The 13,331-nt window shown below is 55.1% G+C and carries 10 protein-coding genes; 5 read left to right on the top strand and 5 right to left on the bottom strand.

All coding sequences use genetic code 11. The features are described 5' to 3' along the window. Positions 1-100 precede the first annotated feature (100 nt). Positions 101-445, top strand: coding sequence for a RidA family protein (locus E1297_RS40855; RefSeq protein WP_155148518.1), 345 nt, complete (start codon positions 101-103; stop codon positions 443-445). A 381-nt stretch (positions 446-826) separates the two neighbouring features. Here E1297_RS40855 and E1297_RS40850 read toward each other — a convergent pair whose 3' ends face one another. The 3 genes from E1297_RS40850 to E1297_RS40840 form a co-directional block, all read right to left on the bottom strand. After that, complete coding sequence (locus E1297_RS40850) at positions 827-1,936, bottom strand: Fic family protein (protein WP_155148516.1); 1,110 nt, start codon at positions 1,934-1,936, stop codon at positions 827-829. A 486-nt stretch (positions 1,937-2,422) separates the two neighbouring features. Continuing rightward, a complete protein-coding gene (locus E1297_RS40845; RefSeq protein WP_155148513.1) occupies positions 2,423-3,490 on the bottom strand; it encodes a ParB N-terminal domain-containing protein in 1,068 nt (355 codons plus the stop codon). Beyond that, positions 3,483-4,868 (bottom strand): AAA family ATPase, encoded by a 1,386-nt coding sequence (locus E1297_RS40840; RefSeq protein WP_209016298.1) that lies wholly within the window; start codon positions 4,866-4,868, stop codon positions 3,483-3,485. The genes E1297_RS40845 and E1297_RS40840 overlap by 8 nt, the downstream gene beginning before the upstream one ends. Positions 4,869-5,449: 581 nt before the next feature. Between E1297_RS40840 and E1297_RS40835 the strand changes: the two genes are divergently transcribed. Continuing rightward, entirely contained in the window at positions 5,450-6,709 is a 1,260-nt protein-coding gene (locus E1297_RS40835) for a replication initiation protein (protein ID WP_155148510.1), read from the top strand. Positions 6,710-6,759: 50 nt separating this feature from the next. Here the strand turns inward: E1297_RS40835 and E1297_RS40830 are convergent, their stop codons facing one another. Beyond that, the gene (locus tag E1297_RS40830) at positions 6,760-9,066 is read right to left on the bottom strand and encodes a Tex family protein (protein WP_155148508.1); all 2,307 of its coding nucleotides are present in this window, start codon (positions 9,064-9,066) and stop codon (positions 6,760-6,762) included. Between the two features lie 174 nt (positions 9,067-9,240). Between E1297_RS40830 and E1297_RS40825 the strand changes: the two genes are divergently transcribed. Genes E1297_RS40825 through E1297_RS40815 form a run of 3 tightly spaced genes read left to right on the top strand, consistent with a single transcriptional unit; the run spans position 9,241 to position 12,324 of the window. After that, positions 9,241-10,716 (top strand): DUF4153 domain-containing protein, encoded by a 1,476-nt coding sequence (locus tag E1297_RS40825; RefSeq protein WP_155148506.1) that lies wholly within the window; start codon positions 9,241-9,243, stop codon positions 10,714-10,716. After that, positions 10,694-11,371, top strand: a complete 678-nt coding sequence (locus E1297_RS40820) for a response regulator transcription factor (RefSeq protein WP_155148504.1) — start codon at positions 10,694-10,696, stop codon at positions 11,369-11,371. The genes E1297_RS40825 and E1297_RS40820 overlap by 23 nt, the downstream gene beginning before the upstream one ends. Continuing rightward, a complete protein-coding gene (locus E1297_RS40815) occupies positions 11,359-12,324 on the top strand; it encodes a sensor histidine kinase KdpD (protein WP_155148502.1) in 966 nt (321 codons plus the stop codon). Before E1297_RS40820 ends, E1297_RS40815 begins: the two co-directional genes overlap by 13 nt. A gap of 14 nt (positions 12,325-12,338) precedes the next feature. Here the strand turns inward: E1297_RS40815 and E1297_RS40810 are convergent, their stop codons facing one another. After that, positions 12,339-13,262: a tyrosine-protein phosphatase gene (locus tag E1297_RS40810; RefSeq protein ID WP_155148501.1), complete on the bottom strand. Its 924-nt coding sequence runs from the start codon at positions 13,260-13,262 to the stop codon at positions 12,339-12,341. Positions 13,263-13,331 lie beyond the last annotated feature (69 nt).

The following is a 13,331-nucleotide window of genomic DNA, read 5'->3' as shown; positions in this document are numbered from 1 at the left end:
TCCCGAAATCCCTGCAAGACGCAATAAATCTTATCTGCCAATCGCCATTTGGCATCACACAATATCACTCAAGCTTCCCAAAACTGGAAGGGTACAAAACATGACTATAACTCGGATCGAAACCGGCCAGCGCATGAGTCGGATCGTCAAACACAACGGCGTAGCTTATCTTTGCGGCCAGACCTCGGACGCAGCTACAGTATCCGAGCAAACGCGCGATATCCTGGCCAAGGTTGAAGACCTGCTGATCAAAGCCGGCAGTGACAAGACCCGTATTCTTAAATGTGAAATCTGGCTGGCCGACATGGCTGATTTTGCCGAGATGAATGCTGTTTGGGATGCTTGGGTGCCCGAAGGCCATGCTCCAGCCCGGGCATGCGGAGAGTCGAAGCTTGCTCGTAGCGTATTGAAGGTAGAAATGATTGTCACGGCGGCCTATGACTAAACCTCTATCAGGCAGAGCCAGTAAGATTGGTGAAGGGCTTTATGAGGTATGGCAGGCATAAGCCCTCGGGTTTGCTCCGTTCGTAGCAGAGTTTCATTGCCTGCCGACTAAATGCGGCCCCAACAGCGCTCAAGCCGAGTGAGAGGCTCTCTTCAGGGGTATACTGAGCTTAGCACTGTGTCCTCATGCAGTTCAGCCTTTAGTGGCTGTTTTCGTTCATGAACGTATGGTGTTGAATGCTTGCTCTGAAGGTCATGTATGGATGTTGGCATTGATGCAGCGAAGGCCTGCTCTCACCGCCCATTGCGCACTTAGGGGGCAGTTCTGTCGCTGACACGAGGCAATTATGTACAAAGTACGCTGGTGCCGTTTCTCAGCCCCCTACCCTTCCCGGTCCAGTTTTAGCCAATAGCGTGTATACCGGAGTTCACCCGTTCGGATCAGAGCACCCTTCTCTACCAGATCCTGCAGATCGCGCGTCGCGGTAGCGCGCGACGTTCCGGTGATCGATAAATAGTTCTCAGCGCTCAGCCCCCCATTGAACCCGTCCGGCCCAGCTTTGAACAAACGGGCTATTACCTTGTTTTGACGGGCGTTGAACTGATTGCGATACCGGTCATAAAAATGCGTCTTGGAGATAAAGAAACCAACCCGGTCGAGAGTCACTTGCTGTGCTTTCAGGACGGTTTCGGCAAACCAGATGAGCCATGATGTGACGTCCAGCGTCTTTTGATGGTGTTCGAGTTGGTCGTAGTAAGCCTTCCGCTCTCGCTCTATCGTGAAAGCCAGCGCGATCAGGCTTGGCTGACCAATATTCTGTGCCAGAGACTTTTCAGCCAACGCCCTGCCCAACCGGCCATTGCCGTCTTCAAAAGGGTGGATGCTCTCAAAATATAGATGGCTCAACCCCGCCCGGATCAGTGCACGCAGTGGTTTGGGACCATCTGGTGCAGTGCGGTTGAACCAGTCTACGAACTGATCCATCTCAGCTGGAATACGATGTGAAGGTGGTGCTTCGAAATGCACCGTTGGGCGGTCTAATCGGCCTGATACGATTTGCATCGCATCCTCGTGGCTCCGGTAGGCTCCAATCGTCTCCAAGTGCTTGTCATACGAAAGCAACATGTCATGCCACCGAAACAGGGTGCTGTGTGACAGTGGTTCCGAATAGTTGGAGTAAACATCCACCATCATCTCAGAAACCCCTTGCTCACGAGGTTTGGATGGATAGCTGTCAGGGGTCAGTCCAAGATGCCGACGCAAGGATGACTGCACGCTAAGCCGATCCAGCATCTCACCTTCGATCGCGCTGGTTTTCATCGCTTCTTCGCTCAGAAGGTCGATACGCAATTGATCTCGATCCGACGCGTTCACATGATGTACCGCGCCTATAACTTCTCCTGACGACAACAGAAACTGTTGTTCGTAAGGTTCAAGCCTTGTGGCATCGTAACAAAATGTCGGCCAGTTTGGGTTCTGCCAGTTCCACATCGTGAGGTATAATAATCCAAGCTATACCTCACTATTTATGTAATTATGATCCATAGAGGTCAATCCTATAGCTCATCTTCCCCAATACTGTTCGATCCAACCGTCCGCTAGAATGGGCAATATGCGAACGCACTGCTCCTCTATGTTGAATAGAATCTGATGAGCATTGGAAGTCCGAGACAGCATTGCCTTTAGAGATGCTCTCTCTTTTCGAACCTGGCCAGAAGAGAAAGCTAATAAGCCCTAGGAGATCAAGTTTTCTCCGCAGGTTGAAAGGTCTAGCGCAGTACATCGACCCTATCGAAAGAGTGGTGACTGCATCACTGTTAACTTTCTGTAAGTCGGGATCCCTGGTCTATAATGCGCATTATTCGGTCACTTTGCGGATCACATGGAAAGTACGTTTAAGGTACCCATTTCCGGGACGACCTGCAGCTGATCATTTGAAGGACCGACCGCAGGCCATTATTGGGTTTCGCAACGAAACTAGTTCAGCTTTCGGGCGATTTCGTTCAGCAGCTTTTCGGCTTCTTCGACGGAAATCGACCGCCCACGAATTCGAATGCGCAACTCATCTGCAGTCACTTCGGCGCGCATGTCACCTCCGCCCGACAATGCCTGTGAGGGAATGCGCTGGACTTGTTGTGGACGGCCGCCCTTGGCTTTGTCCTTGGACACCTCAGGAGCCTCCTTCAACGCCGCCTCCAACAGCATCCACTCGGACTTCGGGTCTGCAACCGTCACACCGGCCAAGGCCTCACGCAGTTTGCTTTGGGCACCATCGCGCAGAGCCGCGGCCAGTTTCAGACCGGCTTTCTCGGTCAATGAAATCGGATGCTGCAACAAATCCCCAAGCGCCTCATGTACCACTGCGAAACTGCGAACTTTGGATCGCTTTGCTTTTGAGGCCGCTGCAAAGAGAACATCAACAGCGGCCTCGGTTGTTGGGAAGACCCCCTGCCCTGCTGCCAGAACGGCGATGCGTCCCCGCTCATACGGGCTGAGGTTTGCACGCAGTTCGTTCTCTTCAACCATTGAGACATATGCGCCCTGCCCTGTCCCAGCTTCGCGAACAAAGGCTGGGATCTCAGCAAAGCGCGGATCAGTTTCAGCGAGACGTCGAAACGCATCAAGGCGCCGGAACCCCGAAATCAGACCATAGCCATCGTCCACTTTCGTGACTTCGATTGGCGTACGTAACCCATGAACGCGTAGCGACTCCAGCAGCTCGGCCATCGCCTCTTCGTCTTCAACCATCCGGTCACGGCGAATAAAGTCGGCGTCGATTTGCTCCAACGGCAGCATTTCGGCAACCAGACCGGCGTCCTGCGCATCGCGCCAGCGCGCGGCATCACCTTGATCCTGCGCCAATGCGACCCGGTCTGTCACAGCGGCCATACCATTCAGAGATGCGGCTTCACCGGCCACCTTGGCAATCGGGGGTGTTGTCGACTTGGTTTCAAACGGGCTGATCGAGGGTTTCGTCGCGAAACCTGCCTCCATCTGTTCCAGTTCAGTAGTATCCGGGGCGATCAGTCTTCTGCGTTTAGCCATCTGCCTCTCCTCCCATCTGTGCATCGCGCCACCAACAACCGATCAGAACCTCTTTAAATTCCGCATAGGTCCGATCAAAGGTTTCTCGCCCGCGCACATAGGTGTCGCGGTTGAAATCGCGATAGTCTGCTTCGTAGATGCCATTCACCTGCTCGCCAGCCTGCCCGACCAATGCCGTATAATCCTGACGATAGGCATTCATGAAATCTCCGAAATACGCCTGGATTACGTTGGCCATGTCCGTCTGCTGGCTTGCATCGAACCGCGTGATTATCGCACGCACTACATCCCACTCGAACTTTAGTTCCGGTAAACCAGCCGCGCGTTGCGCTGCATTCTCTCCATCTTCGATGCTGGCGAAGGTGGTATAGAGCATGTCGAAGAACCGCCCCGTCGAGTCGAACTCAAGAAACGATGCCCCAAGCGGCACCAACAAAATGTCCGCTGCTGCCAAAGCATTGATCGTTAGGTAACCAAGAGCAGGAGGCGTATCGAGGAAAACGATGTCGTAATCGTTCAGCACACCTTCATCCTGCAGGAAATTCGTCAAGCCATCCCACAGCGGCCAGCTACGCAATCCCATGCGCCAGACCGGGATCTGAAATTCAGCCCAGTAAAGGTTCAGCTGAGCGCCAATCAGATCAATATTAGGCCAGTGGGTTTTCTGGATGACGTCGCCGGGAAGGGTAGTCAGTGCCTCCTGCAATGTCTCATCCAACGGAATCTCGGGCTGACCAGCGGCGGTCCGAACGCGGTTTTCCTCTTGCACAGCACGTGCATAATCTTTGGCGATCAGAGGGAAGACCGTCTGCCATTCATCTGCGACCCGTCCCCCAAGGATAGATGTCATAGAACCCTGGCTGTCGAGATCGATCACCAGAACCTTGTAGCCATCCAGCGCAGCGGACATAGCCAGATGTGCAGCCGTTGAGGTTTTGCCTACGCCGCCCTTGAAATTGGCGACAGCTACAACCTTGGCTGGCAAACCTTCAGGCCGATAAGGAAGATACTCTTTGGTGCTGACACCTTCAGCTGCAAAGTGGCGCCTGAGTGTCAGGACCTCTTCCAGCGTAAACCATTTGGAACCCGCTTCCCCTTCGCCTTGTGGCAGATCGGGATTGGCTTTTAGTACGCGGCGCAGATGTGCTGGCGCGACGGGGATAAGATACTTGGTGATTTCCCAGATCGAGAAACGGCGAAGGCGCTTTTCTCCGTCAGGGGCATAGCCGCGCCGGGCGAGATCTTCGCGCCCTTTGGCGCAGAAAGCCGCGGCTTTAGCGAATCGAGAAGTCCCGATAGGATCGGGTAACTTCGTCGCTGAAATCTCGGGATCGAGATTCAAATAGGGCGGCAGGGGAGGTTGGGTGCTTTTGTTCACTGTCGATGCCTCAGATAATGTTCGCCTTACCGGCGTATATCGGGCAATGTAGCGAACATTTCGTTTCGAAGCTATCCTAGAATGTAGAGTTTTCCACAGAAGAAGCGCCCTTAGCTAGGTTTCGCCACGAAACCATTCAAATAGATAAGAACACAAGCGAACAAATCGTTTATTATCTTTAGATAGTTTAGAATATTTAGCATGCTATTAGTTAACTAAAACAATTAGTTACACCAAATACGGTGCCAAGATACGGTCTTAAGGGTACCTGAATACAGGATCAATGGTACCCGGATACAGGTGCTAGAGCGCCAGAATCCAGTAGCAAGGGTGCCGATTCGCAGGACATTGGAAATATTACCGTTTCAGGGTCTATTGTTGCGGTATCTGATCCGTTAATCGAACCTGATTTGCGTGCTCGGACTCTTATTCAGGTCCCAGCCTGGGGATAACTCTGCCTCACTGACTCTTAGGTACCTGTTTGCGGGATTTGCTTCATCCTGTATTTGGGCACCCAAACAAGATTGATCCATGGGTACCTTTTGTGCCACAAATACCAAAACGAGCAGTCAGGCAGAATCATGCCAGATACACAATTGGACATGGACCACCTTTCCGGCGCATTGCGACGGGAAACGGTGAAGAAGAACGTTGCCGCGATTCACATCAGCGGCAAGCTTTCGTTGTTGCAGCGAAAGCTATCGAATGTGTTGCTACTCAATGCCTATGATGCGCTGACCTCTGCGACTACGCATACGATCGATGCCCGTACTCTGGCAATGATGGTAGGCTACAACTCGAATGATTTCGATACACTCCGTGCGAGCTTGCGAGCCCTGGCAGAAACCGTGGCCGAATGGGATATGCTCGACGAACAGGGCAGACAGGAATGGGGGGTGTCTTCGCTCCTTAGCTTTGCCAAGCTTAAGAATGGCGTGTGTGAATATGCGTATTCTCCGGCCTTGGCGCAAAAGCTGTATGACCCAAAGATCTACGCGCTCATCAATGTGCACATTCAGCGTAACTTCAGCTCCGGGCACGGGCTGGCCCTTTATGAAAACTGCTACCGGTTTGTCCGCACAGGCTCGACCGGATGGTGGGCGCTTGATGTGTTCCGCAAGTTGATGGGGGTGGATGGCAGTGACTACTACTCCAGCTTCAAACACCTCAATGCCAAGATCATCAAGACGGCAGTAGCCGAGGTGAACAAAAGTTCGGACATTCTGATCGAGCCTGAGTTCCGCAAGAAGGGCCGCAGTGTCACGGACATTCGTTTTAGGATCAAAGGCAATCCGCAAAAAGCGATGTTCGAGATTGATGACAGCGATGGCGTACGCACTCTGGATGTCTACAAGACGCTGCGCAAACAGGGTGTCTCGGATCGTCTGGCACGTCAATGGATCGCTGAGCATGGGGAAGACTATGTACAGCAAAAGCTAGACTATGTGACGGGGCAGGGGGATGTGAAATCGACGGTCGGGTATCTGTCGGCTGCTTTGCGTGACGACTATCAGGCGCCCGGGAAAGAAACACCACCAGAACCCAGCGCCGAAGCAATTGCTGCCGCGCGCCAGCGCGCTGAAGAAAAGGCGAAAGAAGATCAGGCCTTCGATGCGCGGGCGGCTGAAAGATCAGAACGGGCGCGTAAACTTTCGATCGTCGAGGAACTGGTTTCGCGGCGAAACCCCACGCAAAGGGACGCCGACAAGCGGCTGTTCATGGCGGGACTAAGTGATGAGCTGGATCGTGAACATTTTCGGGCGCATGGTTGGCGGTCCGGTTTGAACGCATCGGCGATATTTGATTTTTGGGAAGAACTGGAACCGGACGCATTCCAGTAAAAGAAACCCTCTGGCACAGGATCGGCAGAGGGTTTCTTAGTCAGTAGTCTTTATTGCTTTTTGAATGCATCGCGCAGCGCGTCACCAAGTGCACTGTGCTGCGCATTAAGGCCAGATTTTGCGCGTTGTGATGATCGTGGTTTTGAGTGACCATGTTGCTTCTTAGGACCGCGAGAGGCCTGATCCTCGCGGGCAGATGCACCACCGTCCTTGCGCATGGTTAGTCCAATGCGTTTGCGAGGCACGTCCACTTCGACAACGCGGACTTTGACAACCTGCCCGGTTTTGACCACCTCATGCGGATCTTTGACGAACCGGTCCGCCAATTGGCTGACGTGAACCAGACCGTCCTGATGAACGCCAATATCCACAAAGGCACCAAAGGCGGCGACATTTGTAACTGTCCCTTCCAGCACCATTCCGGGTTTTAGATCCGTGATCTCTTCGACGCCGTCCGTGAAAGAGGCGGTCACAAAGCTGGGGCGAGGGTCACGACCTGGTTTCTCGAGCTCGGCAAAGATGTCCCGCACGGTTGGCAGCCCGAATGTGTCATTTACGAATTGCTCGGCGCGCAGCCCTTTCAATGCACCGTCGTTCCCCATGATCTGGCGGATATCGCGTCCACAGGCAGCGACAACTCGTCGTGCAACGTCATAGGCCTCAGGGTGAACCGAAGAGGCGTCCAGCGGTTCGGCCCCGTCGCGAATGCGTAGGAAGCCCGCACATTGTTCAAAGGCGCGTGGTCCAAGTCGGGCCACATTCAGCAAATCCTTGCGTGAACCGAATGCGCCATTCAGATCGCGATGCGTGACAATTGCTTCGGCAAGACCCGGGCCAAGACCCGAGACATGAGAGAGCAGGGGGGCTGAAGCCGTGTTCAGATCGACGCCAACTGCGTTCACCACATCTTCGATCACTGACTCGAGCGATTGCGACAGACGATGTTGGTCCACATCGTGCTGGTATTGACCGACGCCGATCGACTTGGGCTCGATCTTCACCAGTTCTGCCAGAGGATCCTGCAGGCGCCGGGCGATGGACACAGCACCACGCAGGGACACGTCCAGATCCGGGAATTCACGCGCCGCCAGTTCTGAGGCTGAGTAGACCGAGGCACCCGCCTCGGACACGACAACCTTGGTTGGCGCTTTCACCGTTTTAGGTAACAGGCTGAGGGTGTCTGCCACCAGCCGCTCCGTCTCGCGGCTGGCAGTACCATTGCCGATGGCAATCAGCTCGATCTTATGAGCGCTGATCAGGTTCAGAATAGCAGCCTGCGCCCCGCGCAGATCGTTCTTGGGCTGAAATGGATACAATGTATCCGTCGCGACCACTTTGCCGGTTGCATCGACCACTGCCGCTTTCACTCCGGTCCGAATACCGGGGTCCAGACCCAACGTGGCGCGTGCCCCGGCGGGGGCGGCGAAAAGTAAGTCTTTGAGATTGCGAGAGAAAATCTGAATTGCCTCATCTTGCGCGCGCGAGCGCAGATCAGCCATCAGCTCGACCATCATCGACAGCGACAGTTTCACCCGCCAGGTCCAGCCTGCCACTTTGCGCAACCATAGATCGCCCGGCTGATCGCTGCGCGTCTGCAGATGAGAGGCAACAATGGCTTCAGCTCTTGCCCCGCCTGCCTCGGGTTCCGGCGCGATATCCAGTGTCACGATCCCTTCTTTGGACGCGCGCAACATTGCCAGTGCGCGGTGAGAGGGAACCTTTGCCCATAGCTCGGAGTGTTCAAAATAGTCGCTGAATTTGGCGCCTTCTTTGTCTTTGCCCTCGATCAGCTTCGATGTTAGCAGGGCTTCGCTTTGCATGAAGTTCCGCAACTCGCCCAGCAAAGTCGCGTTTTCTGTCAGACGCTCGGTGATGATATCCCGGGCACCGTTCAGAGCGTCCCTTGTGGTTGGCACCGCTTCGGTCACGTAGGCTTCGGCCATCGTTTCGGGGTTTGCCGACCGGTCATTCAGGATTGCATCTACCAGCGGCTCCAACCCGTTTTCGCGCGCGATCATGGCCTTGGTGCGGCGTTTGGGTTTGTAGGGCAGATAGATGTCTTCCAACTGCGCTTTGGTATCAGCCTGCGCAATGGATTTGACCAGATCATCGGTTAGCTTTCCCTGATCCTTGATCGAGTTCAGGATCGTTTCACGCCGGGCCTCAAGCTCTCGCAGATAGGTCAGGCGATCAGCCAGCGTTCGTAGCTGGCTGTCATCCAGCCCGCCCGTTACCTCTTTACGGTAACGTGCGACAAAAGGCACGGTCGCCCCTTCATCCAGAAGCCTGACTGCGGCACCCACCTGCTCGGGTCGCGCGTTGATTTCCGTGGCGATAGTGCGGGCGATACGATCCAAAGGGGCCTCCTGAAATTCGGTTGGGAGAACTTCTTAGCCAGCAGGGCAGGGGAGGGAAAGAGCATCTGCCCGGCCCAAGAGAAAATTCGCCTTCTGCACAAATTCTGCACGACCGATACGCGGTGATCTGCACCTGTTCGGGCCAGACATGGTCGCACAAAAAAGGAGCAGATCATGGGACAGTATGTTGTACGGGGCGTTCCGGCCTCGGTGTTGCAAGACAGCTGGTGGCTGGACGAACCGGAAAATTCCCCGGACCGGTCTGATGGGACCACAAGTCCGAACAAGAAACTGGCCGGCGGTGCGCTCGCACTGTTGGTTGCATTGGCAGATGTGTTGTTTCTGGACTATGCGCCGGGGATTTCGCTGGCAGTGTTCGCGCTGGTTGTTGCGGGTTTAGTTTGGGTATTGCTGGGTCGGCGATCAGGTCTTTTTGGTCCGGCATTGCTTCTGATCCTCAGCGTTTTGCCTGTTGTGGAATATGTGCAGGCCTTGTCCATCGCTTTTCTGATTGGCGGATCGACAGTGGCGCTGTGCTGGGCTGTTTTGGGCAGCAGGCATGATCTGGGCGCTGCCGTCCGCCGGTTTCTGGGTCTGTGGCCTATTCTGGCTATCTGGCAATTGATCGGCGCGCTTCGCAATGGTCAGGCATTGCCTGACAAAGACAGAATTGGTCTGCAGTTTCTGCGGGCCTGGGCCTTTCCGATTGGGGGCGCTCTGGTTCTGGCGAGCCTGATGGTGTCGGCGAATCCCGTTCTGTCCGAATGGGTGGATGGTCTTTGGAGTTTTGATATCCGGTTTGAGCGGGTGCTGTTATGGATTGGCGCAGCGATAATGATCTGGCCTGTCCTGGCGGTTGCGTCCCAGCCGGGAATACTGTCACCGAAGTCCGGACCTGCCAAACAGCGAAAGTTGCCAGCGATTGGACTGAACGCGCAGTCCGTGGCGAATGCGTTGATCCTGTTCAACCTTATGTTGGCGGTTCAGACCGTAATGGACGCCTTTTTCCTGTGGGGTAATGTCGAATTGCCCGACGGTATGAGCCATGCGGAATATGCCCATCGTGGGGCATACCCCCTGTTGGTAACTGCTTTGCTTGCTGGCGCATTTGCATTGGCCGCGCGGCCATATCTGACCGAGCGCAAAGGGTTGACCGGTTGGATGATGCTTTGGCTGGGGCAAAACGTTTTGTTGGTAATTTCGTCGATCCTGCGTCTGTCGATCTATGTGCAGGAATACGGTCTGACCTATCTGCGCATCCATGCGGCGATCTGGATGGGACTTGTTGCGGCGGGGCTTTGCCTGACTGCATGGCAAATCCTCAGGGGGCGGTCAAACAGATGGTTGCTGCTGCGATCTGCTGCCCTTGGACTTGCGGTCCTTTATGCGTGTTCGTTTGTGAATTTTGCCGCTGTGATCGCCCGAGAAAACCTGCGGCACACCGAACGATACGATGAGTACTATGTTTGCCAGCTAGGTCCGATGGCCTCGGCCGAGATTGCGGCCTCTGCGCGCCCGACGGGTTGCACGATTTATCCCCCGCATATTGCCAACTGGCGGGAATGGGGGTTTCGCGCGGATCGGGTGAGCCGTAGTCTGAACGCTGAATTGGGATCGGAGACTGGCTATGAAAATCCTCGTCGTGGATGACGACCCGCGCCTGCGCGAGCTGGTTTCCATCACATTGGAGCGCGCGGGATACCAGGTCGTTACTGCGCGCGACGGGCAGATGGCCCTGACCCATGCCATGCGGGAGGCGCCTGATCTGGTTGTTCTGGATGTTGGCCTGCCCGAGTTGGATGGGCTGGAGGTCTGTCGCAGGCTGCGTGCACGGTCGGACGTACCGATCCTGTTTCTGACTGCACGCGATGATGAGATTGATCGGGTGCTGGGACTTGAACTCGGCGCCGATGATTATGTCACCAAGCCCTTCAGCCCGCGTGAGCTGGTGGCGAGGATCAAAGCCATTTTAAAGCGCAGTACAGTCCGTGGTGCTGCAACGGTTCTGCGCTATGGACCACTTGAGTTGGATCCGACGGGGCATTCGGCAAAGGTAGAAGGCGAGGCCCTGACGCTGACCGCAACTGAATTGTCGATCCTGCGGCGCTTGATGCAAACGCCCGAGGCAATTGTTTCGCGGCCGCAACTGATCGATGCGATTTATGGTTCAGGCAGCCCTGTCTCGGACCGTACGCTCGACAGTCACCTGCGAAATTTGCGTCGCAAGCTGGGGGATCAGGGCTGGGCAAGCGCGATTGAAACCGTGCACGGCATCGGGTTGCGGATGGGTCAATGGCAAGGCTAAGGCGTAAATGGCGCCCATCTCTGGGTTTGGTTCTGGGCGGAGGATTGGCCGGAACATTGGCCTTGTCTTTACTTGGCCTGATTGCCCTGCGTTATCTTGGCCCCGAGATTGGGTTTCGCAACGCTGCAATTCTACTTGCCGTGTTGATTGGTCTGGCCACCGCATTTCTGGGATATTTGCTTGTACGTCTGTTGTTGAGGCCGATAACTGCACTGGCTGAGTATTCATCCGCTGTGCACAAGGGCGAACCTGCCTCGCCACCGGGTCATTACGGAACACAGGAGCTATCTCGCCTAGCGGGATCGGTTCTGGATATGGCGGCTACGCTGCAGAGGCGCGAGGCGTCGATCCGCAACTTCGCCGACCATGTGACGCATGAACTGAAAACGCCGGTTACAGCCGTGCGTGCCGCGGCAGAATTGCTGCAGGACGCAGAAGGGTTGGATGATCAGGATCGCGTCGTTTTGAATCAGATCATCGGTGCCAACGATCAGATGCAGACCCAGCTGCGCGCTTTGAATCAGGTCGCCGCGTCTCGTGTGCCCGAGCATCACGGCCAAACAACACTTGAGGAGCTGGAAGCGACCCTGCGCGATGAGTTTCCTGAAATAGAGCTGTCGATCGATGGTGCTGAGGTGCCGCAGCCCCTGGCCATTTCGGGCATGAAAGTGGTGTTTGGGCAGCTATTGGACAATGCGCGTCGCCATGGGGCAGGGCGGGTCAGTCTAACCTCGACCCCGGGGCGGGTAATCGTGCAGGATGACGGCCCCGGCATTTCCGAAGGGAACCGGGACCGTATCTTTGCGCCATTCTTCACCACTGCGCGTGAGCAGGGTGGCACAGGAATGGGTCTGAACATTGCCTCAAATTTGCTGGCCGCACACGGTGCCCGGATCGATCTGGTTTCGTCCGATCAGGGCGCCCGGTTTGAGATCCGGTTTCCGCAGGCCTGAAGCACGCTTATTGATCAGTTCTGGATTAGCAAGTTCTGCCGGATCATCTGAACTTCAGCGTCACTGATACCCAGAACGTCACGACGATAGGCTTCGAATGAGCCGTGTTTGTCGGTGATGGTCTGCAGCGATGCCTGGATCTGCTCGGGATGAGCCCCAAATGCGGGTTGGAGCGATTGAGGGCCTTTGCCAACCAACTGTTCCAGTTCGTCGAAAGTGTAGAGATTTGTGGTCAGGTAATCGCGCATCACATCCTGTTCGGAATAGCCCAGCGTCAGCAGAGTGACCGCCGCCAAATATCCGGTCCGGTCTTTGCCTCCGGCACAGTGAAAAAGCAGTGGGAAGTTCTGATCATCGGTCAGCAGATGCAGGAAACGTGAGACCTGCGGAGCGAACTTGGTCGCAAAATCCCGGTAGCGATCGATCCGTACTTGCGGCAGGTCTACGTTATGATCATCCAGTAATTGATCGATTTCGTCGAACTTGCCATCGAACCACAACGGACGGATCTGCGCTGCTACTTCGACCGGCATGATCTTGGCTATGTCAGCGGGATCAGAGCCGATTGGCAGATTGACATCAAAACTGACCGTATCAAGCCGCGTGTTAGGGTGGGTTTCCAGCTCTTCATGCGAACGCAGGTCGATGATGGTTTCAATACCAATGGCGGTCAGTTCTGAAACTGCGTCCTCGGACAACTCATCTAGTTGATCCGAACGAAACAGCAGATTTGGTTTGATCCCGTTGTCGGATGTGGTCAGCTGCCGAAAATTTCCGAGCCCATCAACGGGGTGGGTCACGGGGATGGTCTCGCACTCGGCCGGAACATCAATATCCAGCGAAGTCTGACATGCCGGCGATTGTGCAGCGGCCATGTGCCCGAGGGTAAGCAGGCTCAGTGTTCCTGCACCCATGACCAGAAGAGGGAGCGTTCTCATTTGTGTTGTCCTCACAGCAAAGCTGATTCTTTCCGCGCCCTTTAACCAGACTGATATGTGATATAGAAA

It is taken from the genome of Roseibium sp. RKSG952 (assembly GCF_009711355.1).
The sequence above is the reverse complement of the archived record's forward strand: the minus strand, read 5'-3'. Positions and strand labels throughout refer to the sequence as shown.